This window comes from Nocardioides lentus, from assembly GCF_039529515.1.
Classification (GTDB): Bacteria; Actinomycetota; Actinomycetes; order Propionibacteriales; family Nocardioidaceae; genus Nocardioides; species Nocardioides lentus.
Genome location: NZ_BAAAMY010000007.1, coordinates 221,622 through 248,104 on the forward strand (window position 1 = coordinate 221,622; position 26,483 = coordinate 248,104).

A 26,483-nucleotide genomic window follows, 5' to 3' on the forward strand; every position below is an offset into this window, starting at 1 on the left:
CGTAGTACGGCGCGAGCTCGGCCTTCCAGTCGGTGATGTGCGACCATGCGCGGTCGCGGAAGAAGGCGTCCGGCGGCTCGTAGAGGGTGTTGGCGTAGTTGAGCGACCCACCGCCCACCCCGGCTCCGGCGAGGATCACGCAGTCGCGCACGACGTCGATGCGCTGCACGCCGTAGCACCCCGCGGAGGGGGCGAACAGGAAGCGCTTGGCGTCGAACGACGTGCTCGCGAAGTCGTCGTCGGCGAAGCGGGCGCCCGCCTCGAGGACCGCCACCCGGTAGCCCTTCTCGGTGAGTCGCAGCGCCGTGACCGACCCGCCGAAGCCCGACCCGACGACGAGGACGTCGTAGTCGTGCTCCGGCGCCGAGCCCTGCTCGCGGGCGCTCACGCGCGACCCAGCTTGTCGAGCACGCGGAGGCTGACGGTCATCATCCGCGCGTAGGACTCGTCGGACATGCCGAGCATCGGCCCGAAGCGCATCACCCGCTGCGTCGCGACCGACTGGGTCTCGGTGAAGCGCAGCAGGCCCTCCGCGCCCTGGCGACGCCCGAGGCCGGACTCCCGCATCCCGCCCATCGGGGCGTCGATGGAGGCGAAGGTGGCGGCGAAGGCCTCGTTGACGTTGACCGTCCCGCAGCGGATCCGGCTCGCGACGTCGCGCGCCCGCCGGACGTCGCGGCTGTAGACGGCGGCGTTGAGCCCGTAGGAGCCCGCGTTGGCGCGAGCGACCGCGTCGGCCTCGTCGCCGAACCGGTACAGCGCGATGACGGGCCCGAAGGTCTCGTCGCCGAAGCAGGTCATCTCGGGGGTGACGCCCTCGAGGATCGTCGGCTCGTACATGTAGGGCCCGAGGTCGGGGCGCGCGCGGCCGCCGGTGAGCACCCGCGCGCCCTTGGCGACGGCGTCGTCCACGTGGGACACGACGGTCTCGAGCTGGGCGGCGGAGATCAGGGACCCCATGTCGTTGTCCCAACCGGTCGTGGCGCCGATCGTCATCGCCTCCGTGCGGGCGACGAACCGCTCGACGAAGCGGTCGTAGACCTGGTCGGCGACGTACATCCGCTCCATCGCCACGCAGAGCTGGCCCGCGTTGGAGAAGCTCGCGCGCACGGCGCCCTCGGCGGCCCGCTCGAGGTCGGCGTCGCGCAGCACCAGGATCGGGTTCTTGCCGCCGAGCTCCAGCGAGCAGCCGATCAGCCGCTCGGCGCAGCGCCGGGCGACGTCGCGCCCGGTGCGGGTGGAGCCGGTGAAGCACACGTAGTCCGCGCGCTCGACGATCGCCGGACCGGTCTCGGAGCCCGGGCCGTGCACGACCTGCCACAGGTCACGGGGGAAGCCCGCCTCCTCGAGCAGCTGCGCGCCGAGCAGGGCGGTCAGCATGGTCTGGCTGTCGGGCTTGCTGACGACGGCGTTGCCCGCGGCGAGCGCCGCGATGCCGTCGCACAGCGCCATCGTGAACGGGTAGTTCCACGGCGCGATCACGCCGACGACGCCCTTGGGCACGCGGCTCAGGTCGACCCGGGTGAGCACCGGGATCGCCCCGCGCACGCGCGACGGCTCCAGGTGCCGGGCCAGGGTGCGGGAGTAGTAGCGGGCCGTCAGCGCGACGTGCAGGGGCTCGTCGAAGGCGTGCTTGCGGGCCTTGCCCGACTCCCAGACGATGAGGTCCATGATCTCGTCCTGGCGGTCCAGGACGAGGTCGTGCAGGCGGTGCAGCGCGGCGGCGCGCTCGGCGTACGACGTGCGGGCCCACGCCTCCTGAGCGCGACGGGCGCGACGGAACGCCTCGTCCACGTCGGCGGTGCTCGACAGCGGCAGGTGCGCCAGCGGCTGGCCGGCCAGCGGGGACTCCACGGCGCGGCCCTCCCCCGAGGTCGCGAGCAGCCGCGACGTCAGCGCCGCGACGTACTCCGGCTCCAGCGCGTAGGACGCGCGCGGGTCGTGCTCGGGGTCGCGCGGCCCGTGCAGCAGGGGGTCTCCGGCGGCGGACGGATCGGGAGCGTTCATGTGCCGAGGGTAGGTGAGCAGCACACCCGTGCCTACCCTCGAGTAACAGGTTTCCGTCACACGATGTCGCGGACACCGGCGGCCCTCCCGGGGCACCCTGGGCGCATGCGCCAGTCCTACCTGCCCCTCGCCGGCGCCCTCGTCGGCGCCCCGGTCGTTATCGCCGTCGCCCTGTCCTTCGTGCTGCTGCCCCGGGAGGGCGCCACGTGGGGCCCGTGGCCGCTCGTGGTCGCCGCCCTCGCCGTCGGCGGCGTGGTGCTCGCCGAGCTGCTCGGCTACCGCACCCCTCCCCTGACGCCCGGCACCGACGCCGGGACGGCCCGGACGGTGTCCGCGCAGCGCTGGCAGACCGCGGCGATGCTGCGCTTCGTCCTGACCGAGGCCCCGTTGCTCCTCACGATCGCCCTCGCCTTCGTGGTGGAGACCCCCGAGCCCTTCTGGCTGGTCGCGGGCGCGGCCGCCGTCGCGGTCGCGGGCCTGCTCCTCCACGTCTGGCCCTGGTCGCGCCCCGTGAACCGGTTCGCGGAGGCGCTCGAGCGCGACGGGGCCCGCACCACCCTGCGCGAGGACCTCGGGGTGCTGACCGCCCGCTGACCGCCCGCCGACCTCCCGCCAGTCCGGGCCGGAGGTCGTCGACCGCCCGACGAATCCAGCCGGTCTTTTGTTGTCTCGGACACCAAGGTTCGACCCGCCCTCTCACCCGGCGCGCGCGGCTCTCTGAGGCGGCCCTGCGGAAAACTTGCAGATCCCACCGTCTGGACGTGACGGCAGTCACCCTTTACGTTGTTCGAGACAACAAATGACGGACCGCGCATCGGAGCTCGGTCGTCGGGACGAAGGGCGGATCGCGTGAAGCGACAGCGTGGAATGGCCATCATGGCCGTGGTGGGACTGGCTCTCTCTGTCAGCGCGTGCGGCGGCGACGACAGCGGGTCCGAGGGCGGCTCGGGCTCGGGCTCCGGCGGCGAGGCCGAGGGCGCGATCGGCGTCATCCTCCCCGACACCGAGTCCTCGGTGCGCTGGGAGAGCGCGGACCGCCCCGCTCTCGAGGCCGCCTTCGAGGAGGCCGGCGTCGAGTACGACATCCAGAACGCCGAGGGAAGCGCCGACCGGATGGCGACCATCGCCGACAGCATGATCACCAACGGCGCCACCGTGCTGGCGATCGTCAACCTCGACTCCGAGTCCGGCGCCGCGATCCAGGAGCGCGCCGCCAGCTCGGGCGTCCGGACGATCGACTACGACCGCCTGACCCTCGGCGGCTCCGCCGACTACTACGTCAGCTTCGACAACACCGTCGTCGGCGAGCTCCAGGGCCAGGGTCTCCAGGAGTGCCTCGGCAGCGACACCGCCAACATCGCCTACCTCAACGGCTCCCCCACCGACAACAACGCCACCCTGTTCTCCGAGGGCGCGCACAGCGTGCTCGACGAGGTCAGCGGCTACGAGAACGTCGGCGAGCAGGCCGTCCCCGACTGGGACCCGGACGAGGCCGTCACCATCTTCGACCAGCTCTACACGCAGGCCGGGGGCGAGATCGACGGCGTCTACGCGGCCAACGACGGACTGGCGGGCGCCGCGATCTCCATCCTGGAGCGCGACGGCCGTGCGGGCGAGGTGCCGGTGACCGGACAGGACGCCACCGTGGAGGGCCTGCAGGCCATCCTCGCGGGCGACCAGTGCATGACCGTCTACAAGTCCGCCACCCAGGAGGCCGGTGCGCTCGCCGACGCGGCGATCGCGCTCGTCAACGGCGAGGACGCCGAGACCAACGGCACCACCGAGGACGTCGAGGGTGGCCGCGAGGTCCCCTCGATCCTCCTCGAGCCGCAGTCGATCACGGCCGACAACGTCCAGGACGTCATCGACGACGGCGGCCAGACCGCCGAGGACGTCTGCACCGGCGAGTTCGCCTCCCTGTGCGAGGACGCCGGCGTCTCCTGACCCCGATCGGGCGTGGCCCCGCCGGTCTGCACCGGCGGGGCCACGCCCCACCAGCACGCCCACCAGCACCCCGCTCCACCCCGTACGGACGAACCCGCTCAGGCTCCCGGAGGACGCATGACCACCCCCCTGCTCCAGCTGCGCTCGGTCAACAAGAGCTTCGGCAACGCGCACGTGCTCCACGACGTCGACTTCGACGTCCACCCGGGGCAGGTCACCGCCCTGGTCGGCGACAACGGCGCGGGCAAGTCCACCCTCGTGAAGGTCATCGCCGGGATCTACGGCCGCGACAACGGCGACTACCTCTTCGACGGCAGGCCCGTCGACGTCTCCGGGCCCCGCGACGTCGCGGCGCTCGGCGTCGAGGTCGTCTACCAGGACCTCGCGCTGTGCGACAACCTCGACATCGTCCAGAACATGTTCCTGGGTCGCGAGACCCGCAAGGGCGTCGTGCTCGACGAGACCGAGATGGAGTCCCGCGCCCGGGAGACCCTCGCCTCGCTGTCCGTGCGCACCGTGAAGTCCGTGCGCCAGTCCGTCGCCAGCCTCTCCGGCGGCCAGCGCCAGACCGTGGCGATCGCCAAGGCCGTGCTGTGGAACTCCCGCATCGTCCTGCTCGACGAGCCCACCGCCGCCCTCGGCGTCGCGCAGACCCGCCAGGTCCTCGACCTCGTGCGTCGGCTCGCCGACCGCGGCCTCGGCGTGGTGCTCATCAGCCACAACATGGGCGACGTCCTCGAGGTCGCCGACCGGGTGACCGCGCTCTACCTCGGACGCGTCGCGGCCGACGTGCCGACCGCCCAGGTCAACCACAGCCAGATCGTCGAGCTGATCACGGCGGGCCGCAGCGGCTCGTTGGGCATCGCCGAGAACCCCGCCACCGCCACCGTCTGAGCACGCGAGCACCGGACCCGAGAGAGGCACCGATGAGCACGACCACCACCAGCACCGACGGCGGCGCCACGAAGGACAGCGTCGCCGCCAGCGACTTCGCCCACGACAGCACCTCCGCCGCCACCATGCTCGACTCCCTCAAGGGCTACGTCGCCCGCGTCCGCGGCGGCGACATGGGCTCGCTGCCCGCGATCCTGGGCCTGGCCGTGCTCATGGTCGTGTTCGGCCTCTCCAACGACCGCTTCTTCTCGCTGCTCAACATGGCGAACCTCGTCGTCCAGGCCGGGCCCATCGTGCTGCTCGCCATGGGGCTGGTCTTCGTGCTCCTGATCGGGCAGATCGACCTCTCCGCGGGCGTCGCGGGCGGCGTCGCCGCCGCGGCCACCGCCCTCACCGTCGCCAACCAGGGCTGGCCCTGGTACGCCGCCGTCGCGCTCGGCATCCTCTGTGGCGCCGTGATCGGCGTCGTGATCGGCGCGCTGGTCGCCCGCCTCGGCATCCCGTCGTTCGTCGTGACGCTGGCCTTCTTCCTGGGCCTCCAGGGCGTGATCCTGCGGATGATCGGCCAGGGCGGCTCCGTCGGCGTCAACGACCCCGTGCTGCGGGGCCTGACCATCGACACCGTCCCGGTCACCGCCGGCTGGGTGGCGGCGGCGCTCCTGGTCGTCGCCTTCGCCGTCGGCTCGCTGCTCCAGCACCGCCGCCAGGTCGCCAACCGGCTCCAGCACCACCCCTTCAGCGTGGTCCTGCTCCGCATCGCCACCGTCGCGGTGGTCGTCCTGGGCCTGACCGGGCTGCTCAGCCTGAACCGCAGCGTCAACCCGAACTTCCCGATCACCGGCATCCCCTGGGTGCTGCCGCTGGTCGTGGTCCTGCTGCTGATCTGCACCTTCGTGCTCGACCGCACCGCCTTCGGCCGCCACCTCTACGCGGTCGGCGGCAACGCCGAGGCCGCCCGCCGCGCCGGCATCAACGTGCCCCGCATGCAGGTCTACGCCTTCATGATCTGCTCCGCGCTGGCGGCGGTCTCCGGCATCGTCCAGTCGTCCTACACCGGCGGCGTCTCGACCGCGTCGGGTGGCGGCAACACGCTGCTGTACGCCGTGGGCGCCGCCGTGATCGGCGGGACCAGCCTGTTCGGCGGCAAGGGCCGCGCCATCCACGCCGTCCTGGGCGGCGTCGTCATCGCGACCATCGCCAACGGCCTGGGCCTGCTCAACCAGGCGGCCTACATCAACTTCCTCGTCACCGGCATCGTCCTGCTGGTCGCCGCGAGCGTCGACGCCATCTCGCGGCGCCGTCGCTCGGCCTCCGGCCTCTAGGATCCTGGCCGTGGTCACCTCCCCCCGCCTCGGGACCGGGGCCAACCAGGAGGCGATCCGCCGGCACAACCTGTCGACGATGCTCCGCCACGTGCACCTCGCGGGGCCGACGTCCCGCGCGGAGCTCACGACCGCGATGGGGCTGAACCGGAGCACCATCGGCGGTCTGGCCGGCGAGCTCGCCGAGCTCGGGCTCACGACGACGGCCCCGGCGTCGACCGGGGCCCGGCAGGGCGCCGGTCGCCCGTCGCAGAGCGTCGCCGCCGCGGACGACGGCCCCTTCGTGGTGGCCGTCGACCTCGGGGTCGACCGGATCATCGTGGCGCGGATCGGTCTCGCGGGGCTCGTCCACGAGCGCGCCGAGGAGCCGGTGGGCGGCGACCGCGAGGCCTGGCGCGTGGCCGCCGACATCGCCGCGCTGGTGCGCCGCGTCGCCGACGGGGCGCCCTCGGGCGCGCCGATGGTCGGCATCGGGATCGCCGTGCCCGGGCTGGTGCGGCGCCGCGACGGCCTCGTGCGCCTCGCGCCCAACCTCGGCTGGGTCGACGTCTCCCCCGGCCCGATGGTGCTCGCCGCGCTCGGCGTCGACGTGCCGGTCGTCATCGGCAACGACGCCGACCTCGGCGCCCTCGCCGAGCACCACCGCGGGGTCGGCGTCGCCATCGAGGACCTCGTCTACGTCTCCGGCCACGTCGGCGTCGGCGCGGGCGTGGTCGCCGGCGGCGTCCCGCTCGCCGGCGCCGGTGGGTACGCCGGGGAGATCGGCCACCTGCGCCTCACCGCGGGCGGCGGCGAGTGCCACTGCGGCAACCACGGCTGCTTCGAGACCGCGGTCGGCGCCTCTGCCATCGCCGAGACGGTCGGCTGCCCCCCGGAGCGGCTGGCCGGGCTCGAGGCCGTGCTCGAGGCCTTCGACACCGCCCCTCCGGGGCTGGGCGCCATCGGCCGCGAGGTCGGCGAGGGGCTCGCGGGGATCGTCAACGCCTTCAACCCGCGCATGGTGGTGATGGGCGGCTACTTCCGCTTCCTCTACCGGCTGGTGCCCGGCGACGTGACCGCCGGCCTGGACTCCGCGACGCTGCCCGCACCGCGGGAGTCGGTGACGCTGTGCCTGCCCGGCCTCGGCTCGGACTCCGTGCTCCTCGGCGCGGCCGAGCTCGCCCTCGAGCCCCTGCTCGCCGACCCGGTCGGCGTGCTGCGGGCCCCGCGCCTGTCGCCCACCGCCTGAGAGGACCGCCTGGGAGGACCGCCTGGGAGGACCGCCTGGGAGGACCGCTCTCAGGGCGGGTCGACGTCGCCGAGCAGCACCGGGTCGAGAGCCAGCTCGGCGGCCCCGACGGCGGCGGCGTCGATGCCGAGGCGGCCGGCGACCAGGTCGGGCCGTCGCTGCGAGGGGGACGGCAGCAGACGGTCCAGCGCCTCGGTCGCGGGGTCGAGCAGGTGCGCGCCCAGCGCCCCGAGGTAGCCGCCGAGCACCACGACCTCGGGGTCGACGACGCTGGCGACGACGGCCAGGCCGCGGGCGAGGTCCTCGGCCACCCGACGGACGCCCTCGCGGACGCCCGGGTCGACCGTGGCCCGGGCCGCGACGGCCTCGGCGGTCGCGACGGGGGTGCCGCGCTCGGGCTGGCCGGTGGCGGCGAGCATCGCGCCGAGGCCCACGGCGGTCTCCCAGCAGCCCGTCCGTCCGCAGCCGCAGGGGGCGCCCGGGTGACCGAGGGGCACGTGGCCGACCTCGCCGGCGTTGCCGGCGGCACCGCGCAGCACCTGGCCGTCGGCCACGATGCCGGCGCCGAGGCCGACGGTGCCGGTGAGGTACAGCGCGTGGCGCGCCCCCCGGGCGGCGCCGTGGCGCACCTCGCCCCAGGCGGCGCAGCTCGCGTCGTTGTCGAGGTGCAGGGGCACGGCCTCCCCGAGCAGCCCGCGGAGGCGGGCCGCCACCTCCTCCCCCGTCGTCCGCAGGTTGGGCGCCCAGGTGACCCGGTCGGCCTCGACCAGGCCGGGCACCGCCAGCACGGCGCCCGCCGTCCGGACCTCGCCGAGCGCCTCCCGGACCTCGGCGAGCAGGCCCACCAGCGCCCCGACCCGGTCGTCGGGACCGGCGGCGCGCACCGCGTGGCGCGCCACGCCGCCGGCCAGGTCGACCGCGGCGACGGCCACGTAGTCGACGTTGAGCTCCATCCCCAGGCCGACCAGCACCCCCGGCCGCAGGGCGACCGGACGGACCGGACGCCCGCGGGTCGCTCCGACCGACCCGCCGGACCCGCCGGCCCCGGGGGTCCCGGGGTCGGCGTCGGCCTCGTCGATCAGGCCGAGGTCGGCGAGCCGCGCCGCGATCGTCCCGGTCGTCGCCTTCGACAGCCCCGTGACCTCGGCGAGCCGCGCCCGGCCGGCGGGCCCGTCGTCGCGCAGGCTCCGCAGCACCCGCGCCGTCGTGCGACGTCGCAGGTCGTCGGGCGTGGTGGTCGCGGTGGCGTCGGCGCGGCCCGCCGGCGGCACGTCAGCCCCGGACGCCGTACAGGTGCTCGAGCGCGAGCTGGTCGAGCCGCTCGTAGCCCATGCTGCGGGCGGCGAGGGCCTCGACGTCCTCGGCCGGGGCGGCGAGCAGGTCGGCGATGCTCTCGCCCTCGCCCAGCGTCGGCTCGGCGAGCTCGGGCACGCGGGACACGGCGAGGGCCTCGACGACCTCGGGGTCGGCGCGGAACGCCCGGACCTTGTCGCGGAGCACGAGGTAGTTGGTCATGCAGGCCGCGGCCGAGGACCAGACGCCGTCCTCACCGTCGGTGCGCACGGGCTTGTAGTCGAAGTGCACGACCCCGTCGTACCCGCCGGCGAGCAGGGTGTCGACGACCCAGAACGCGCCGCGGACGTTGCCGGCGCCGAAGCGCAGGTCCTGGTCGTAGCGGGGACCGTGCTGGCCGTTGAGGTCGATGTGGAAGAGCTTGCCGGCCCACAGGGCCTGCGCGTAGCCGTGGGCGGCGTTGACCCCCGCCATCTCCTCGTGCCCGACCTCGGGGTTGACGCCGACCAGCTCGGGACGCGAGAGCTGCTCGATGAAGGCCAGCGCGTGACCGACGGTGGGCAGGAGGATGTCGCCGCGGGGCTCGTTGGGCTTGGGCTCGATCGCGAAGCGGATGTCGTAGCCGCGCTCGGTGACGTAGTCGCCGAGGACGTCGAAGGCCTCGCGGAAGCGGTCGAGCGCCGTCGCGACGTCCTTCGCGGCGCCCGACTCGGCGCCCTCGCGGCCGCCCCAGCACACGTAGACCTCGGCGCCGAGCTCGGCGGCCAGGTCGATGTTGCGCATCACCTTGCGCAGCGCGAAGCGGCGGACGTCGCGGTCGTTGGCGGTGAAGGCGCCGTCCTTGAAGACCGGGTGGGAGAAGAGGTTGGTCGTCGCGGTCGTGACGGCGAGCCCGGTGTCGGACAGGCCCTGGCGGAAGCGGCCCAGGATCCGCTCGCGCTCGGCGTCGTCGCTGCCGAACGGGATCAGGTCGTCGTCGTGGAAGTTGACGCCGTAGGCGCCGAGCTCGGCGAGCTTCTCCAGGGCGTGGACGGGGTCCATCGCGGGGCGGGTGGCCTCGCCGAACGGGTCCCGGCCGGTGTAGCCGATGGTCCACAGGCCGAAGGAGAAGCGATCGGCGGGCGTCGGGGTGGGCAGGGTCATGGCGGGTCCTCCGGGGTCGGTACGGGTCGGGTGCGGGTCGGGCAGGTGGGGCGGTCAGCGGGGCACGGGGGGCCACGCGGTGGTGGCGTCGCGCAGGGCGGCGTAGCGCGCGCGGACCTCGCCGCACCGGGCCAGCAGGGCGTCGTCGGCGGGGAGCACCTCGGCCCCGTCGACCTCCCAGGCCGGCGGGGCGTCGCCGCCGCCGAGGACCCAGGCGGCCTGGCGCGCGGCGCCGAGCGCGACGTACTCGGCCAGCGGCGGGAGGTGCACCTCGCGGCCGAGGAACCCCGGGGCCAGGGCCCTGACGGCGCGGCTGCGGGCGGCGCCGCCGGTGAGCAGGACGCGACGGGGCTCACGGCCGGTCTCGGCGACGAGCCGGTCGATGGCCTCCGCGGCACTGCACAGCAGGGCCTCGACGGCCGCGCGGGCGAGGTCGGCGCGGGTGGTGGCGTCCGTCAGCCCGCTCCAGGTGCCGGTGGCGCGGGGCCTGTTCGGCGACCGCTCCCCGCCGTAGTACGGCGACAGGGTCACGCCGCCGGCCCCCGGCTCCGCGGACAGCGCGAGCTCGGCGAGCCCGTCGGCGTCGACGCCGAGCCAGGCGGCCTGGAGGTCGAGGATCCGGGCGGCGTTGATGGTGGTGACCATCGGCAGGTAGCCGCCGGCGGCGTCGGCGAAGCCCGTGACCACCCCCGTCGGGTCCGCGACCGGCGTGGCGCTGACGGTGGAGGCGACCCCGGACGTGCCGAGCGAGACGAGCACGTCGCCGGTGCGCAGCCCGAGGCCGAGGGCGGCGGCCATGTTGTCCCCGGTGCCGGCGCCGATCGGCGCGCCGGCAGCGGTGGCCGCGGCCTGCTCGGCCGGGGCGACCAGGCGCGGCAGCGACGCGTCGTGGCCGAGGGCGGCGCCGAGCAGGTCGGGCAGCCAGCGCGTCGTGGCGGCGTCGAAGTAGCCGGTGCCCGAGGCGTCGCCGCGATCGGTGAAGGCGTCGGTGCCCGGGGCGGAGAGGCGCAGCGAGACCCAGTCGTGCGGCAGGAGGACGGAGGCCACGCGGGCGGCCGTGTCGGGCTCGGCGTCGCGCAGCCAGCGGAGCTTGGTGACGGTGAACGAGGCCACCAGCACGCTGCCCACCCGCTCGGCGCACGCCGCGGGACCGCCCATCTCGGCGACGAGGTCGTCGGCCGCGGCCGCGGAGCGCGTGTCGTTCCACAGCAGCGCGTCGCGCACGGGCACGCCGTCCTCGTCGAGGGCGACCATGCCGTGCTGCTGGCCGCCGACCGCGACGGCGTCGGCGCGCTCGAGCAGTCCTTCGGTGGCGGCGTCGACCGCGGCGTGCCAGGCGCGGGGGTCGACCTCGGTGCCGGGCGGGTGCGGGACGCTCCGCGCGTCGACGACGGTGCCGTCGGCGGCGTCCACGAGCACGGCCTTGCAGGACTGGGTGGAGGAGTCGATCCCCATGACGAGCGTCACAGGAACTATTAAGTACGAGGTCCGTACTAATTGTCAACCGGGTCGTCCCCGGCGCGGGGCTAGGCCTTCTTCGGCTTCCGCGTCGGTCGGACGACGAGCACCGGGCAGGGCGCGGAGTGCTGCACCCGCTGGGCGGTGCTGCCCAGCAGGACGGTCGCCGAGAGGCCCCGGCTGCCGCTGGCGACGACGACGAGGCCGGCGCCGAGCGCTCCGGCGGCCTTGACGATCTCGTTGGCCGGGGAGCCGCTGCGGATCCGCCGGTGCACCGTGGGCCCCCAGCCGTCGAAGACGGCCGCGACGGTGGCGACGGCGTCCTCGGCGGCCTCGCGGAACGTGCGGTCCGACGACCCCTGGGAGATGTCGTCGGCGAAGGCCACCGACGCGTAGGGGCTGACGACCCCGACCACGGAGACGTCCGAGATCCGGGTGGGGTCCGCGAAGGTCAGCAGGTGCTTGGCGGCCGCGAGCGACTGCTTGGAGCCGTCGGTCGCGACGACGACGTGGATCCCGGAGGCGGTGGCCATCTCAGTGCTTCCTTCCCTCGACGGGGGTGCCGCGCTCGACGCCCGGCGGGCGGTCGCGCTTGCCGAAGGTGACCTCGGCGACGAACAGGAGCAGGCCGACCGCCACGAGGCCCGCGCACCACAGCAGGGAGCCCGGGTCGGTGGAGATCACGTAGTACAGGAGGACGACGTTGCCGAGCAGGCCGACCGCGAGCAGGGCGGTGGGGGCCCGGAAGGTGTCCTCACGGGCGTCCTGGTTGCGCAGCTTGAAGCAGGCGATGATCACGCCCGCGTACACGACGAGCAGCAGCACGACGGTGACGGCGGCGAGCCGCTCGACGATGTCGATCTCCAGGCCGATCCGGTTCAGCAGGTCGCCGACCACGAGCAGCAGGACGACCACCACCGCGCTGAACGCGATCGCGGTGACCGGGCTGCGCCGCACCGGGTGGACCTTCGCGAACGCGGCCGGGACGACGTCCTGGCGGGCCATGCCGTAGAGGATGCGGGACTGCGTCACGACCTGGACCAGCGTGGTGTTGCTGATGGCGATCATCGCGATGACCGCGAAGACCAGCACCATCGCCGCCACGGGGACCGGGAGGATCCCGGCGCGGATCACCTCGAGCAGCGCGGCGTCGGAGTTGGCCAGCGTGTCGACGGGGACGACGAGGGCCGCGGCCATCGACACCAGCACGTAGATCACGCCCGCGGCGGCCATGCCGCCGACCAGGGCCCGCGGGAAGTTGCGGGACGGGTCGATGGTCTCCTCGGCGACGTTGGCGGCGTTCTCGAAGCCGGTCATCGCGAAAAAGGCCAGGGCGACGCCGGCGATGATCGCGAACACGATGTTGTCGCCGCTGGAGAAGTTCAGCAGCACCGAGAAGTCCGCGTCGCCGCGGCTGACGTAGATCACGCCGACGACCAGGACGATGCCGAGGCCCACGACCTCGACGATCGTCATGGCCATGTTGACGACCACCGACTCGGTGATGCCGATGTAGTTGACGAACGCGAGCAGGCCGACGAACAGGACCATCACGAGCAGGGCGGGCGGCAGGTCCCAGATCTGGCCGAAGTACTGCGCGAACCCCGCGGCCAGGGACCCCGCGGCCGCGAACGTCGCCGAGAGGTAGAGCACGGTCGTCAGGAAGGTCAGGCCACGGTTGCCGAACGCCTTGTTGACGTAGAGCGACGCGCCGGCCGCCTGGGGGTACTTGGTCGCCAGCTCGGCGTACGCGAGCCCGGTGAACGCGGCGACCGTCACCCCGACCGCGAAGGCCGCCCAGAACGCACCCCCGACCTCGCCGGCGACCGAGCCGATGAGCACGTAGATGCCGGAGCCGAGGACGTCACCGAGGACGTAGAAGAACAGCAGGCGGCCGGTGATGGAGCGCTTTAGGCCGCCGTCGTCGGCCACGGCGGCGGAGGACGGCTTCGGATCGGACACAGGCTGCTCGCTTCCCGGGCCCGGGCCCGTGGCTGTCGTGCTGGCCCGCCAGTCGACCGCCAACCGTCACGGGTGTCAACCAGCGCCGCCCGCTCGGCGTGTCCGGAGGTGGCAGGCGGCTACTGGACGATGACCTCGATGCGCTGGAACTCCTTGAGGTCGGTGTAGCCGGTGGTCGCCATCGACCGACGCAGCGCCCCGATGAGGTTCATCGTCCCGTCGGCGACCTCGGAGGGTCCGAAGAGGATCTGCTCGAGGGTGCCGACGGTGCCGAACTCGACCCGCTCGCCGCGCGGCAGCTCGGGGTGGTGGGCCTCGGCGCCCCAGTGGAAGCCGTGGCCCGGGGCGTCGGTGGCACGCGCGAGCGGCGAGCCGACCATGACGGCGTCGGCGCCGCAGGCGATGGCCTTCGCCAGGTCGCCCGACCGGCCGATCGAGCCGTCGGCGATGACGTGGACGTAGCGGCCACCCGACTCGTCGAGGTAGTCGCGCCGCGCCGCGGCGACGTCGGCCACCGCGGAGGCCATCGGCACCGCGACGCCCAGCACGCTGCGGGTGGTGTGGGCCGCTCCCCCGCCGAAGCCGACGAGCACGCCGGCGGCACCGGTGCGCATCAGGTGCAGGCCGGCCTGGTAGGTCGCGCAGCCGCCGACGATGACCGGCACGTCGAGCTCGTAGATGAACTCCTTGAGGTTCAGCGGCTCGGCCGCCGACGACACGTGCTCGGCGGAGACCGTGGTGCCGCGGATGACGAACATGTCGACCCCGGCGTCGACGACGGTCTTCGCGAGCTCCTTGGTGCGCTGGGGCGACAGGGAGCCCGCGACCGTCACGCCCGCGTCGCGGATCTCGTGGAGCCGGGCGGCCACCAGCTCGGGCACCACCGGCTGCGCGTAGATCTCCTGCATCCGCCTCGTCGCCGCCGGGCCGCGGAGCTCCGAGATCTCCTCGAGGAGCGTGGTCGGGTCCTCGTACCGGGTCCACAGGCCCTCGAGGTTGAGCACGCCCAGGCCACCGTGGCGGCCCAGCGCGATCGCCGTCGCCGGCGACATCACCGAGTCCATCGGCGCCGCCACGACCGGCAGGTCGAACCGGTAGGCGTCGATCTGCCAGGCGGTGCTGACCTCCTCGGGGTCGCGCGTGCGGCGCGACGGGACGATCGCGATGTCGTCGAAGGCGTAGGCCCGCCGGGCCCGCTTGGCCTGGCCGATCTGGATCTCGGTCATGGGAGCAGCCTAGGGCCCCGCCCGGGGTACCCGACGGGCATGCCTCTCGTACGCATCGACCTCGAGACCGGACGCACCGACGACGAGATCCGGCTGCTCGCCGACGTCGTCCAGGAGTGCATGACCGACGTGTTCGCCGCCCCCGACCGCGACCGCTACCAGGTCGTCACCGAGCACCCGCCGGGGCGGATCATCCTCGAGGACACCGGGCTCGGCCTCGAGCGGACCTCGCAGCAGGTGGTGGTCCAGGTCTTCCAGCAGGGCCGCGACACCGCACAGAAGCAGGCGCTGTACGCCGCGCTGGCCGAGCGGCTGGAGGCCCGCTGCGGGCTCCGGCCCGAGGACCTGGTGGTCTCGGTCGCGGAGGTGGGTCGCGACGACTGGTCGTTCGGGATGGGCCGCGCCCAGTTCCTCACCGGGGAGCTGTGAGGCGCCGGCGACGGGTGGGGCGTCAGCGCCCGGCGTAGTTGGGCGCCTCGACGGTCATCTGCACGTCGTGCGGGTGCGACTCCTGCAGCGACGCCGAGGTGATCCGCAGGAAGCGGCCCTTCTCCTTGAGCTCGGGCACGCTGCGGGCGCCGACGTAGAACATCGACTGCGTGAGCCCGCCGATGAGCTGGTGGGCCACCGCCGACAGCGGACCGCGGTAGGCGACCTGGCCCTCGATGCCCTCGGGCACGATCTTGTCGTCGCTGACGACCTCGGCCTGGAAGTAGCGGTCCTTGGAGTAGGACTTCTTGTTGCGGCTGCTCATCGCGCCCAGCGAGCCCATGCCCCGGTAGGACTTGAACTGCTTGCCGTTGACGAAGACCAGCTCGCCCGGCGACTCCTCGCAGCCGGCGAGCAGGGAGCCGAGCATGACGGTGTCGGCGCCGGCGACCAGGGCCTTGGCGATCTCCCCGGAGTACTTCATGCCGCCGTCGGCGATGACCGGCACCCCGGCCGGCCCGCAGGCCAGGGAGGCCTCGTGGACCGCGGTGACCTGCGGCACGCCCACCCCGGTCACGACGCGGGTGGTGCAGATGGAGCCCGGGCCGACGCCCACCTTCACGGCGTCCGCGCCCGCGTCGACGAACGCCTGGGCGCCCGCCCGGGTGCCGACGTTGCCGCCGATGACCTGCACGTGACGGGTGGCGGGGTCGGCCTTGAGCCGACGGACCATGTCGAGCAGCAGGCTGACGTGGCCGTGGGCGGTGTCCGCGACCAGCACGTCGACCCCGGCCTCGACCAGGGTGGTGGCGCGCTCCCAGGCGTCGCCGAAGTAGCCGATCGCGGCGCCCACCATCAGCCGGCCGTCCCCGTCGTACGACGCGTGGGGGAACTGCTCGCCCTTGACGAAGTCCTTGACGGTGATGAGTCCCCGCAGGTGGCCGGAGTCGTCGACCAGCGGCAGCCGCTCGCGCTTGTGCTTGCGCAGCAGCGCGGTCGCGTCCTCGCGGGAGATGCCGACGCGGCCGGTGATCAGCGGCATCGGGGTCATCATCTCGTCCACCTTGGTGGTGGCCCACTCCGCGACCGGGGTGAACCGCAGGTCACGGTTGGTGATGATGCCGAGCAGACGGTCGTCGGCGTCGACGACCGGCAGACCGGAGACGCGGTACTCCCCGCAGATCCGGTCGAGCTCCTCGAGCGTCGCGTCCGGGCCGATCGTGACCGGGTTGGAGATGATCCCGGTCTGCGTCCGCTTGACGAGGTCGACCTGGTAGGCCTGGTCGGCGGTCGACAGGTTGCGGTGCAGCACGCCGATCCCGCCCTCGCGGGCCATCGCGATCGCCATCCGCGACTCCGTGACGGTGTCCATCGCGGCGCTCACCAGCGGCACCCGCAGCGAGATCTCGCGGGTCAGCCGCGTGGTGGTGTCGATGTCGGCGGGCGCGATCTCGGAGAAGCCGGGCGCCAGGAGCACGTCGTCGTAGGTGAGCCCGACGGCGGCGAACTTGTCCGGGATGCCGAGGAGGTCGTCCATGGCCCGAGTCTAGGCGCGGACGCTGGACGCCGCCCGCCGACCACGGTTGGGTGGGCGGCATGGACATCCACGGGGGTACACGACGGAGCAGCATCCGACCACGACTCGCCAGGACCGTCGCCGTCCTCGCCGCCGCGCTGCTGGCGCTGGGCCTCGCCGCGGCACCGGCCTCGGCGGCCTACCGGGTGGTGCCGGACCGCGGCGGCGCGAACGACGGCAAGAACGGGTCCATCGGCGACATGGCGCGCGTGACCGTGCACCACGGCCGGGAACGGGTGACCGTCCGCGTCGTGATGACCCGGCCCAACGCGCCTGGTGACTTCTACAACGTCTTCGTCGACACGGCCCCGCGCGACCGTGGGCCCGAGTACATGGTCGTCTACGACGTCATCGACGACTCCCGGTCGTTCATCCGTCGGGCCGGCAAGTGGCCGGCCGACGAGGCGGGGACGTTCCTGCCGCCTCGTAAGCGGGTGACGTGCGGCCGCGCACCGGTCCAGCGGCCTCCGCAGCAGCGGGTCTTCACCTTCTCCTTCAAGCGCAGCTGCGTCGGCAACCCGCGCTCGCTCGCCGTGTCGGTGCGCACCGCCCAGGAGTACGGCCCCAACGACTGGGTGCCGGCCCGCCGCCAGTTCGGGCCCGCCGTCCGACGCGGCTGACGCGCCACCGACCGGTCCGCGCGCGGGCCGTCCGGCGTCCGCTCAGGAGCGGGCGCCGGACAGCTCGCGCACGCCGATGAGCACGGTGAGCCGGTCCGCGCTCATGCGGATCCGACCGCGCAGGCCGGCGGCCAGGACCATCGGCAGCACGGCCTGGTTGTCGGCGGCGGTGTCGAGCAGGATGTCGGTCGCGCCCTCGGCGCCCGCACGGCGGGCCACGTCGACCAGCAGCCGCGTGCCGACGCCGCGCCGCCGCCACGCCGGGTCGACGCTGAGCCGGACCGGGCGCACGCCCTCGCCCCACTCCAGGGTGGTCTCGCCGAGGGCGGCGGCCCCGACGACCACGCCGTCGACGACGGCCCGCACGCCGCCCTCGACCGCCACGTGCTGCGGCACGGCCCCCTCCCCCAGCCGACGCCCGGCCGACGGCAGGGCCTCCGCCCGGCTCCGGGCGAGCACGTCGTCGACCAGGTCGGCCAGCGCCGCGCCCCGGGCGTGCTCGGTGGCGGTGAACGGGGCGCGGCGCCGGACCTGCACCGACACGTCGCCGACCCGCATGTCCATCACGTCCAGCGGCGCGCCGTCCGCGTCGAGCGGCTCGGGCCCGGCGCCGGCGTCGAAGAGGCCCGCGACGACCTCCGGGAACGCCGCCGGCTCGGCCAGGATCGTCCGCGCCGCCCGCACGTAGCGGGTCGCCTGGTCCACCAGCGCCGTCTCGGTGCAGGGCACCGCGGCCACCTGCTCGCCCCCGGCCGAGCCGACCAGGCGCAGCAGGTCGGCGGACGTCCAGCCGTCGGGCACCCGGAGCACCAGCTCGTCGGTCACCGACCCGATCCCCGGGAAGACCTGGAGCCCCAGGATGTTGACCCCCGCCTCGCCGCATGCCCGCGCCAGCTCCGCGAGGGACCCCGGCCGGTCGGGGAGGTTCGTCCGCACTCGCCACCACATGCGCCGAGCATCCCCCGCCCGCGTTGCGCGACGGGGTCGGCGCGGGGTCGGCGGTGTTTCGCTTCGCTACCCTCGGTGCCCGTGGGGAGCCGGACGGTGGTCGCCGCGGCCGCGCTCGCCGCCGCGCTGCTGCGCTTCCCCGGGTTCTTCTGGCCGCCACGGCCCGACGAGGCCGGCTTCATCCTGGTCGCCCGGGCTTGGGACCCCGAGCCGACCAGCATGTACGGGCAGTACTTCGTCGACCGTCCGCCGCAGCTGATCGCCCTCGTCGGGCTCCTCGACCACCTCGGCGGCGTGGTCGCCCTGCGGGCCGCCGGCGCGGTCGCCTGCGTGCTCCTGGTGGTCGCGGCCGCCGGGTGCGCCCGCGTCGTGGCCGGGGACCGCGCGGCGGCCTGGACCGCCGTCGCGACGGCCGCCGTGGTGTCCAACGCCGCCGTCGACTCGGTCGCGGCGAAGGGCGAGCTCCTCGGGCTCCCGCTGGTGATGGGCAGCTGCTGGCTGGCGCTGCTCGCCGCGCGCACCGGGGACCGGGGGGCGGCCGCGGAGCCGCCGCCGGGCCGCGCCCTGCTGCAGGCCGGCGCGGCCGGGCTGCTCGCCGCCTCCGCGCTCGGGATGAAGCAGAACCTCGCCGGGGGCCTGGTCTTCGGGGCGGTGCTCCTGCTCGGCGGGGCCCTCTCGGGCCGCCTGGCACCGGGTCGGGCCGTCCGGCTCGGGGCCGCCGCCGCCGTCGGTGCCGTGGTGCCGGTCGCCGCGACCGTCGGGTGGGCCCTCGCGGCCGGCGTCCGGCTGGAGACGCTGTGGTACGACGTCTACGGCTTCCGCTCCGACGCGTTCGCCGTGATCTCGGCGTACTCGTCGGAGGCCAACGACGTCCGCGCGCTCGAGCTGCTGTCCTTCGCCTTCGCGGCCGGGATGGTGCTGATCATCGGGGGGTTCGTGGTGCACGCGGTCGCCGAGTGGCGCGACGAGCCGGCCCTCACCGCCGCGATCGTCGCGATGCTGGCGGTCGACGTCGTGGCCCTCGCGCTGGGCGGCAGCTTCTGGCGGGCCTACCTCTTCACGCTGGTGCCGGGCACCGCCCTGTGCGCGGCGATGCTGGTGCGGCGCGGCTCGACGAGCAAGCGGGGCCTGGTGATGCGCGGCGTCATCGTCGCCAGCGTCGTCTCGTGCCTGGTCGCCTCCGCCGCGTGGGTGTCGGTCAACGTGGTCGGCGCCGACCGTCCACGCGAGGCCGCGATCGGTGACGCGCTCGCCGCGGCGTCCGGGCCCGGCGACACGCTGGTCGTCTTCGGCGGGCGCGCCGACGTGCAGCTGCTGTCGGGGATGGACTCGCCGTACCGACACCTGTGGAGCCTGCCGATGCGCACCCTCGACCCCGAGTACGCCGAGCTCCGGGCCGTCCTCGAGGGCCCCGAGGCGCCGACCTGGATCGTCGAGGCCGCCTGGTTCGGCTCGTGGCAGAACCCCTGGGCCCCCGTCCTGTGGGAGACCGTCAGCACCCGCTACACCGAGGTGGTCGACGTCTGCGGCGACGGCCCCCGCATCTGGCTGCTCGACGGCGTACGCCGCCCCGCCCCCGACGTCCCCTGCCCCTGACGGGCCCGCCCCGGGTCATGCTCCGGGCCCCGGCGGCCGGGGTAGTCCCTGACGTTCGGACCACCCGGGCCGGGCGGCCGGGATAGTCCCTGACGTTCGGACCACCAGGCACCGGGCGGCCTGGTAGTCCCTGACGTTCGGACCACCGGCACCGGGCGGCCCGATGGTCCCTGACGTTCGGACCCGGATCCGGCCCGGGACCGGGCCACAACGTCAGGGACTACCCCGGCCCACGCTCCGAACGTCAGGGACTACTCCCCGGCCCACGGTCCGAACGTCAGGGACTACCCCCCGGCCAGGGTCCGGACGTCAGGGACCATCCCCCGCCCGGCCGGACGCGACGACGCCCCCGGTCCGAGGGACCGGGGGCGTCGCGGGTGGAGCAGGTGGAGCGGGTGCTGCGGGAGGGACCTGGCTCAGTGGCCGTGACCGTGGCCGTGACCGGCCGCGGCGGGCTCCTCCTCGGCGGGCTTGTCGACGACCAGGGTCTCGGTCGTGAGCAGCATGCCCGCGATCGAGGTGGCGTTGACGAGCGCCGAGCGGGTGACCTTCACCGGGTCCAGGACGCCCTGGGCGACCAGGTCGCCGTACTCGCCGGTGGCGGCGTTGAAGCCGTTGCCGACGCCGAGCTCGCGGACCTTGGAGATGACCACGTAGCCCTGGTCGCCGCCGTTCTCGGCGATCCAGCGCAGGGGCTCGTCGACCGAACGACGCACGATGCGCGCGCCGAGGGCCTCGTCGCCGGTGAGGCCGAGGCCGTCCTCCAGCACCGAGGCGGCGTGGATCAGCGCGGAGCCACCACCGGGGACGATGCCCTCCTCGATGGCCGCACGGGTCGCGGAGACCGCGTCCTCGATGCGGTGCTTCTTCTCCTTGAGCTCGACCTCGGTGGCCGCGCCGACACGGACGACGCAGACGCCGCCGGCCAGCTTGGCGAGGCGCTCGGAGAGCTTCTCGCGGTCCCAGTCCGAGTCGGTGGACTCGATCTCGGCCTTGATCTGGTTGACGCGACCGGCCACGGCGTCGGCGTCGCCGGCGCCGTCGACGATCGTGGTGTCGTCCTTGGTGACGACCACGCGACGCGCCTGGCCCAGGACCTCGAGGCCGACCTGGTCGAGCTTGAGCCCGACCTCGGGGGCCACGACCTGACCACCGGTCAGGGTCGCGATGTCCTGCATCATCGCCTTGCGGCGGTCACCGAAGGCGGGGCTCTTGACCGCGACGGCGTTGAAGGTGCCGCGGATCTTGTTGACCACCAGGGTCGACAGCGCCTCGCCGTCGACGTCCTCGGCCAGGATGAACAGCGGCTTGCCGGCGGCGATGACCTTCTCGAGCAGCGGGAGCAGGTCGCCGATCGCCGAGATCTTCCCCTGGTGCAGCAGGATGTAGGGGTCGTCGATGACGGCCTCCATCCGCTCGGGGTCGGTCACGAAGTACTGCGAGATGTAGCCCTTGTCGAACTGCATCCCCTCGGTGAACTCGAGCTCGGTGCCGAGGGTGTTGGACTCCTCGACGGTGATCACGCCGTCCTTGCCGACCTTGTCGAAGGCCTGCGCGAGCAGGTCGCCGATGAGGGCGTCACGGCTGGAGATCGTCGCGACGGACGCCATGTCCTCGCGGGAGTCGACCTCGCGGGCGGCGGAGCGCAGCGCCTCGCCGACGGCCTCGGTGGCCTTGTCCATGCCGCGCTTGAGCGACATGGGGTTGGCGCCGGCCGCGACGGCGCGCAGGCCCTCGTGGACCATCGCCTGGGCCAGCACGGTCGCGGTGGTGGTGCCGTCACCGGCGACGTCGTTGGTCTTGGTGGCGACCTCCTTCGTCAGCTGCGCGCCGAGGTTCTCGAACGGGTCGTCGAGCTCGATCTCACGCGCGACGGTGACGCCGTCGTTGGTGATGGTGGGGGCGCCCCACTTCTTGTCGAGGACGACGTAGCGGCCCTTGGGGCCGAGCGTGACCTTCACAGCGTTGGCGAGCGCGTCGACGCCGCGCTCGAGCGCGCGACGAGCGTGCTCGTCGAACTCCAGGATCTTGGGCAAGGTGGATCTCCTCGGTGAATGAGTGCGGGTCCGCACCGCGAAGCGGCACGGACCCGCCCTACGGGTGCAGCTGGGGGCTGGTCGTCAGGAGACGACCGCGAGCACGTCGCGCGCCGAGAGGATCAGGTAGTCCTCGCCGGAGTACTTCACCTCGGTGCCGCCGTACTTGCTGTAGATGACCTTGTCGCCGACGGTGACGTCGAGCGGGACGCGGTTGCCGTTGTCGTCGACGCGACCCGGACCGATCGCCAGGACCTCGCCCTCCTGGGGCTTCTCCTTGGCGGTGTCGGGGATCACGAGGCCGGACGCGGTGGTCTGCTCCGCGTCGAGCGGCTTGACGACCAGGCGGTCCTCGAGGGGCTTGATGTTGACCGACACGATGTCGACCTCCACTTTCTCCACTGGTACGGGTGTGTGCGGGCCGGTCCGGCGCGTACGTCGGACCGCAGTGTGTTCGGGGCCTGCCTCGGGGAGCGTCGTCGCGGGTGCCGCACCCCGGTGCCGGCTGGCGCTCTCGTGGCGAGAGTGCCAATGCCGAAACTAGCACTCAGCACCGGTGAGTGCCAGGGAGGGGCCGGACCGCGCCTGCCCGTCGACGCGGTCGCTGCGGGAGGATGGCCGGGTGGACCTCGACGCCTTCGCCTGGCTGCTGACCGACGAGGGGCAGCGGCTCCTCGCCGACGCCGGGGCGGGCCTCGACCGCGGCGAGGCGGAGCTCGCGCTGCAGGCGCGGCTGCGGCGCCGGGCGGAGGGCGGCCGGGTGGCCGCCGCGATGGGCCAGGCCACGTTGCGCCGCCGGGCACGGGCGAAGTTCGGCGCGGCCGCGGACGGCCTCTACTTCACCCCCGACGGCCTGGAGCAGTCCACGCGGCCCGCCGTCGCCGCGCACCGGGCCCGGCGGCTCGCGGCGTACGACGTGCGCACGTTCGCCGACCTCACCTGCGGCATCGGCGGTGACCTGATGGCGGTCGCGACGGCGACCGGAGCGGCGTGCGTCGGCGTCGACCTGGACCCGGTCACCGCCGCCGTGGCGCGGGCCAACCTCGACGCCCTCGGCCTGCCCGGCGCCGTCGACGTGCAGGACGGCACCGCGCTGGCCACCGCGCCGTTCGACGCCGTCCTCGTGGACCCCGCCCGTCGCAGCGGCGCCGGGCGCCGCTTCCGCGCCGACGACTGGACCCCGCCGTGGGAGTTCGTCGAGCGGCTCCTGGCCGGCGACACCCCGGCGGTCGCGAAGGTGGCGCCGGGGATCCCCCACGACCTGGTCCCGGCCGGCGTGGAGGCGGAGTGGGTCAGCGACCACGGCCACCTCAAGGAGGCCGCGCTGTGGGGCGGGGCGCTGGCGACCGCACGCCGCCGCGCCACCGTCCTCGCCGACCAGGGCCTCGCCACCCTGACCGACGAGGACGACCCGGTCCCGCCCGGCGGGACGGCCCCGGTCGGGCCGGTCGGGTCCTACCTCGTGGAGCCGGACGACGCGGTGGTGCGCGCGGGGCTGGTCACGGCGGTCGCGGCGCAGGTCGGCGGCCACCTGGTCGACGAGCACCTGGCCTACGTGACCGCGGACCGTCCGGCCGCCCGCCCCCTCGCCCGCTCCTACGAGGTGGTCGAGGAGCTGCCCTACCGCGAGAAGCAGCTGCGGGCCGCGCTGCGGTTCCGCCGTGTCGGGACCCTGACGATCAAGAAGCGCGGCGTCGACGTGGTGCCCGAGCAGCTCCGCGCGCGGCTCGACCTGCGCGGCGACGTCACGGCCACGCTGGTGATGACCCGGGTGGCCGGTGCGGGGACCGCGCTGCTCGTGCGTCCGGTGGACTGAGCCGACCGGGTCCGGACTCAGACCGCGAGGCCGTCGCCGTCGGAGTCGACGGACTGCTCGGCGTAACTGGCGGCCGACGCGACGGTGGCGCGGGCGAGCGGCTGGCCGCGCAGCGCCTCGGCGAGCAGCGACCAGGCCTCGACGAGGAGCACGCCGTCGATGCCGCGGGCCAGCAGCACCCGGTTCATCCAGGCCTGGGCCTCGAGCATGATGGTCTCGTCGCCGGTGACCAGCGCCGCGGACAGGCAGCCGACGAGGTGGTCGGCGAGACCCTCCAGCTCCTTGAGCCAGCCGCGCTCCGCGCTGAGCAGCGCCTCGGAGAAGCTCTCGACGTCGCGCAGGCCGGCGACCAGGTAGCGCACGATCTCCGCGCGGTGCTCCTCGATCCAGGCCGCCTCCTCGTCGGCGGGTGTCGGCTCCTCCACCGGCACGCGCTCGAGGCGGGTCGGCAGCTCGTCGAGGAGCCGTACGGCGTGGGCCGGGCTGGCGCACCACGCGGTGGCGCCGAGCGCGAGGGCCCGGCGGTCGTCGGCGCCGAACCCCTGGCCGCCGACGACGACGGGCAGGCCGAGGGAGCGGATCTGGCCCAGCATCCGCTTCTGCCGGCCCAGCGAGGAGGTGAGCGAGGCGCTGAACATCACGGCGCGCGGCTTGAGCCGCAGCACCTGGCGCAGCAGGTCGTCGGGCTCGGGCGCACCGCCGAGGTAGTTGACCCGGTAGCCGGCCTCGACCATCGACTCGGCGACGACGAGGGCCGGCAGCGCGTGCCACTCCTGCTCCAGGCAGGAGACGAGGATCAGCGGACGCGCCGGGTCCGGCGGGTCGGAGAACGAGCCGAGCCAGTGCACGAGGCCCTCGTTGATGGCCGTGGCGGCGTGCTCCTGGGAGACCGTCCACTCCCCGGCGAGCCAGAGGTCACCGACGCGACGCTGCGCCACCAGCACGTGCTCGGTGATGATCTCGCCGTTGGTCAGACCGGCGGCGCGCAGGCGCTTCACGGCGGCGAGCGACGCGTGCCGGTCGCCGTCGCACAAGGCCTGCCAGTAGTCCGGGTCCACGGTCCGTCCCCAGGTTCGATCCCCGCGTGTGGAGATTTTTCGTCACTGTACGCGCCGGGGGCACGGCTGTCGCGGGGACCCGAGGAGCGCTCCCCCGGGTCCCCGCGCGGCCGACGGCTCAGGCCAGGTTCGCCCGCTCCTGGCCGATCGTCGTGTCCTCGCCGTGGCCGGTGTGGACCACGGTCTCGTCGGGCAGGTCCAGCAGGCGCCGGCGGATCGACGCCACGATCTCGTCGGCGTCGCTGAACGAGCGACCGGTGGCGCCGGGGCCGCCGTTGAACAGGGTGTCCCCGGTGAACACGCAGCCGAGGTCGTGCACGTAGAGGCAGACCGCGCCGGGGGCGTGACCCGGGGTGTGGAGCACCTTGAGGACGGCGCCCGCGACCTTGATCGTCTGGTCGTCGGAGAGGTCCACGTCCCACAGGGAGTCGGGGTGCGTGAGCTCCCAGACCGGCTTGTCGGCCGGGTGCAGCAGGATCGGGGCGCCGACGCGCTCCCGCAGCTCGGGGGCGACGCGCACGTGGTCGTCGTGGGCGTGGGTGGCGATGATCGCCTTGACCTGCCGCCCGCCCACCACCGCGAGGATGTCGTCGACGGAGTGCGGGGCGTCGATGACGACGCACTCGTCGTCGTCGCCGACGACCCACACGTTGTTGTCGACCTCGTGGGTCTCCCCGTCGAGGCTGAAGGTGCCGCTGGTGACGGCGTGGTCGACCCGCAGGCCCCGGCCGGCGGACATCAGAGCACCACCACCGAGCGGAGGACGGCGCCGGAGTGCATCTTGTCGAAGGCCGCCTCGACGTCGTCGATGCCGATCTCCTCGGTGACGAAGGCGTCGAGGTCGAGACGACCCTGGCGGTAGAGGTCGACGAGCATCGGGAAGTCGCGCTTGGGCAGGCAGTCGCCGTACCAGCTCGACTTCAGCGCGCCGCCCCGGCCGAACACGTCGATCAGCGGGATCTCGGGGACGGTCATGTCGGGGGTCGGGACGCCGACCAGGACGACGGTGCCGGCGAGGTCGCGGGCGTAGAACGCCTGCTTCCACGTCTCCGGGCGACCGACGGCCTCGACGACGACGTCGGCGCCCTCGGCGCCCTCGTGGTAGCCGCCGCAGATCTCCTTGACCCGGGCGAGGACGTCCTCGCTCGAGGAGTCGATGGTGTGGGTCGCCCCGAGGGCCTTCGCGGCCTCGAGCTTCTGGGGGTCGATGTCGATGGCGATGACGGGGCTGGAGCCCGCGAGGGCCGCCCCCGCGACCGCCGCGACGCCCACGCCGCCGCAGCCGATGACGGCGACGCTCTTGCCGCGACCGGCCCCGCCGGTGTTGATCGAGGCGCCGATGCCGGCCATCACGCCGCACCCGAGCAGGCCGACGGCGGCCGGGCGGGCCTCCGGGTCGACCTTCGTGCACTGGCCGGCGGCGACGAGGGTCTTCTCGGCGAAGGCGCCGATGCCCAGCGCCGGGGACAGCTCGGTGCCCGCCAGGTCACCCTCGGCGAGGGTCATCCTCTGGGTCGCGTTGTGGGTGTTGAAGCAGTACTGCGGCTCGCCGCGGTCGCAGGCCCGGCACTCGCCGCACACCGCGCGCCAGTTGAGGACGACGAAGTCGCCCGGGGCCACCTCGGTGACCCCCTCGCCCACGGACTCGACGACCCCGGCGGCCTCGTGGCCGAGCAGGAACGGGAACTCGTCGTTGATGCCGCCCTCCCGGTAGTGGAGGTCGGTGTGGCACACGCCGCAGGACTGCACCTGCACCACCGCCTCCCCGGGGCCGGGGTCCGGCACGTTGATCGTCTCGACGCTGACGGGCTCGCCCTTGGCCTTCGCGACGACGGCCCTGACCTGCTGCATGCGGTGCTCCTCTGAGGCTGCGGGGTGTGACCGGCCCAACCTAACGCCCGGGCGGGGGTCCCGCGGACCACAGCGG

The 26,483-nt window shown here is 74.0% G+C and carries 24 protein-coding genes; 9 read left to right on the forward strand and 15 right to left on the reverse strand.

Going from position 1 to position 26,483, the window contains the following annotated elements:
- Together ABD158_RS15400 and ABD158_RS15405 are read right to left on the reverse strand one after the other, a co-directional pair.
- The coding region (locus tag ABD158_RS15400; RefSeq protein ID WP_344008447.1) for an FAD-dependent oxidoreductase at positions 1–388 on the reverse strand (388 nt) is incomplete at its 3' end.
- Positions 385–2,007, reverse strand: coding sequence for a succinic semialdehyde dehydrogenase (locus ABD158_RS15405; RefSeq protein WP_344008448.1), 1,623 nt, complete (start codon positions 2,005–2,007; stop codon positions 385–387). The genes ABD158_RS15400 and ABD158_RS15405, both read right to left, overlap by 4 nt.
- A 105-nt stretch (positions 2,008–2,112) precedes the next feature.
- On the opposite strand from ABD158_RS15405, the gene ABD158_RS15410 reads away from it, so the two are divergent.
- The 5 genes from ABD158_RS15410 to ABD158_RS15430 all read left to right on the forward strand — a co-directional run bounded on the left by ABD158_RS15410 (position 2,113) and on the right by ABD158_RS15430 (position 7,395).
- The gene (locus ABD158_RS15410; protein WP_344008449.1) at positions 2,113–2,601 is read left to right on the forward strand and encodes a hypothetical protein; all 489 of its coding nucleotides are present in this window, start codon (positions 2,113–2,115) and stop codon (positions 2,599–2,601) included.
- Positions 2,602–2,883: 282 nt separating this feature from the next.
- A complete protein-coding gene (locus tag ABD158_RS15415) occupies positions 2,884–3,951 on the forward strand; it encodes a sugar ABC transporter substrate-binding protein (RefSeq protein ID WP_344008450.1) in 1,068 nt (355 codons plus the stop codon).
- 117 nt (positions 3,952–4,068) lie between these two features.
- On the forward strand, positions 4,069–4,845 hold the full coding sequence (locus tag ABD158_RS15420; RefSeq protein WP_344008451.1) for an ATP-binding cassette domain-containing protein: 777 nt from the start codon (positions 4,069–4,071) through the stop codon (positions 4,843–4,845).
- A 32-nt stretch (positions 4,846–4,877) separates the two neighbouring features.
- Positions 4,878–6,167 carry a sugar ABC transporter permease gene (locus ABD158_RS15425; protein WP_344008452.1) on the forward strand — a complete coding sequence of 430 codons (1,290 nt, stop codon included), beginning with the start codon at positions 4,878–4,880 and terminating at the stop codon, positions 6,165–6,167.
- Positions 6,168–6,177: 10 nt separating this feature from the next.
- Positions 6,178–7,395 (forward strand): ROK family protein, encoded by a 1,218-nt coding sequence (locus ABD158_RS15430; RefSeq protein ID WP_344008453.1) that lies wholly within the window; start codon positions 6,178–6,180, stop codon positions 7,393–7,395.
- A gap of 50 nt (positions 7,396–7,445) precedes the next feature.
- Here ABD158_RS15430 and ABD158_RS15435 read toward each other — a convergent pair whose 3' ends face one another.
- The 6 genes from ABD158_RS15435 to ABD158_RS15460 all read right to left on the reverse strand — a co-directional run bounded on the left by ABD158_RS15435 (position 7,446) and on the right by ABD158_RS15460 (position 14,477).
- Complete coding sequence (locus ABD158_RS15435; protein WP_344008454.1) at positions 7,446–8,666, reverse strand: ROK family protein; 1,221 nt, start codon at positions 8,664–8,666, stop codon at positions 7,446–7,448.
- Position 8,667: 1 nt separating this feature from the next.
- Complete coding sequence (xylA, locus tag ABD158_RS15440) at positions 8,668–9,831, reverse strand: xylose isomerase (protein ID WP_344008455.1); 1,164 nt, start codon at positions 9,829–9,831, stop codon at positions 8,668–8,670.
- A 54-nt stretch (positions 9,832–9,885) separates the two neighbouring features.
- On the reverse strand, positions 9,886–11,298 hold the full coding sequence (locus ABD158_RS15445) for an FGGY family carbohydrate kinase (protein WP_344008457.1): 1,413 nt from the start codon (positions 11,296–11,298) through the stop codon (positions 9,886–9,888).
- Positions 11,299–11,357: 59 nt separating this feature from the next.
- Positions 11,358–11,822, reverse strand: a complete 465-nt coding sequence (locus tag ABD158_RS15450; RefSeq protein WP_344008458.1) for a universal stress protein — start codon at positions 11,820–11,822, stop codon at positions 11,358–11,360.
- Between the two features lies 1 nt (position 11,823).
- Entirely contained in the window at positions 11,824–13,251 is a 1,428-nt protein-coding gene (locus ABD158_RS15455; protein ID WP_344008460.1) for an APC family permease, read from the reverse strand.
- 119 nt (positions 13,252–13,370) lie between these two features.
- The gene (locus tag ABD158_RS15460; protein WP_344008462.1) at positions 13,371–14,477 is read right to left on the reverse strand and encodes a GuaB3 family IMP dehydrogenase-related protein; all 1,107 of its coding nucleotides are present in this window, start codon (positions 14,475–14,477) and stop codon (positions 13,371–13,373) included.
- 39 nt (positions 14,478–14,516) lie between these two features.
- Between ABD158_RS15460 and ABD158_RS15465 the strand changes: the two genes are divergently transcribed.
- On the forward strand, positions 14,517–14,906 hold the full coding sequence (locus ABD158_RS15465) for a tautomerase family protein (RefSeq protein WP_344008463.1): 390 nt from the start codon (positions 14,517–14,519) through the stop codon (positions 14,904–14,906).
- 22 nt (positions 14,907–14,928) lie between these two features.
- Here the strand turns inward: ABD158_RS15465 and guaB are convergent, their stop codons facing one another.
- A complete protein-coding gene (guaB, locus tag ABD158_RS15470) occupies positions 14,929–16,443 on the reverse strand; it encodes an IMP dehydrogenase (protein WP_344008464.1) in 1,515 nt (504 codons plus the stop codon).
- A 59-nt stretch (positions 16,444–16,502) separates the two neighbouring features.
- On the opposite strand from guaB, the gene ABD158_RS15475 reads away from it, so the two are divergent.
- The gene (locus ABD158_RS15475; RefSeq protein ID WP_344008465.1) at positions 16,503–17,102 is read left to right on the forward strand and encodes a hypothetical protein; all 600 of its coding nucleotides are present in this window, start codon (positions 16,503–16,505) and stop codon (positions 17,100–17,102) included.
- Between the two features lie 42 nt (positions 17,103–17,144).
- Here ABD158_RS15475 and ABD158_RS15480 read toward each other — a convergent pair whose 3' ends face one another.
- Positions 17,145–18,050 (reverse strand): GNAT family N-acetyltransferase, encoded by a 906-nt coding sequence (locus ABD158_RS15480; RefSeq protein WP_344008466.1) that lies wholly within the window; start codon positions 18,048–18,050, stop codon positions 17,145–17,147.
- Positions 18,051–18,131: 81 nt separating this feature from the next.
- Between ABD158_RS15480 and ABD158_RS15485 the strand changes: the two genes are divergently transcribed.
- On the forward strand, positions 18,132–19,646 hold the full coding sequence (locus ABD158_RS15485) for a hypothetical protein (protein WP_344008467.1): 1,515 nt from the start codon (positions 18,132–18,134) through the stop codon (positions 19,644–19,646).
- A 416-nt stretch (positions 19,647–20,062) separates the two neighbouring features.
- On the opposite strand, the gene groL is transcribed toward ABD158_RS15485, so the two are convergent.
- Together groL and groES are read right to left on the reverse strand one after the other, a co-directional pair.
- The gene (groL, locus tag ABD158_RS15490; RefSeq protein ID WP_344008468.1) at positions 20,063–21,682 is read right to left on the reverse strand and encodes a chaperonin GroEL; all 1,620 of its coding nucleotides are present in this window, start codon (positions 21,680–21,682) and stop codon (positions 20,063–20,065) included.
- 84 nt (positions 21,683–21,766) lie between these two features.
- On the reverse strand, positions 21,767–22,060 hold the full coding sequence (gene groES / locus ABD158_RS15495) for a co-chaperone GroES (protein ID WP_344008599.1): 294 nt from the start codon (positions 22,058–22,060) through the stop codon (positions 21,767–21,769).
- Positions 22,061–22,304: 244 nt separating this feature from the next.
- On the opposite strand from groES, the gene ABD158_RS15500 reads away from it, so the two are divergent.
- Positions 22,305–23,498 carry a class I SAM-dependent methyltransferase gene (locus ABD158_RS15500; RefSeq protein WP_344008469.1) on the forward strand — a complete coding sequence of 398 codons (1,194 nt, stop codon included), beginning with the start codon at positions 22,305–22,307 and terminating at the stop codon, positions 23,496–23,498.
- 17 nt (positions 23,499–23,515) lie between these two features.
- On the opposite strand, the gene ABD158_RS15505 is transcribed toward ABD158_RS15500, so the two are convergent.
- The 3 genes from ABD158_RS15505 to ABD158_RS15515 form a co-directional block, all read right to left on the reverse strand.
- The gene (locus ABD158_RS15505) at positions 23,516–24,556 is read right to left on the reverse strand and encodes a cobalamin B12-binding domain-containing protein (protein WP_344008470.1); all 1,041 of its coding nucleotides are present in this window, start codon (positions 24,554–24,556) and stop codon (positions 23,516–23,518) included.
- A 118-nt stretch (positions 24,557–24,674) separates the two neighbouring features.
- Entirely contained in the window at positions 24,675–25,295 is a 621-nt protein-coding gene (locus ABD158_RS15510) for an MBL fold metallo-hydrolase (protein ID WP_344008471.1), read from the reverse strand.
- Positions 25,295–26,407 carry an S-(hydroxymethyl)mycothiol dehydrogenase gene (locus tag ABD158_RS15515; RefSeq protein ID WP_344008472.1) on the reverse strand — a complete coding sequence of 371 codons (1,113 nt, stop codon included), beginning with the start codon at positions 26,405–26,407 and terminating at the stop codon, positions 25,295–25,297. Before ABD158_RS15515 ends, ABD158_RS15510 begins: the two co-directional genes overlap by 1 nt.
- Between the last annotated feature and the right edge of the window lie 76 nt (positions 26,408–26,483).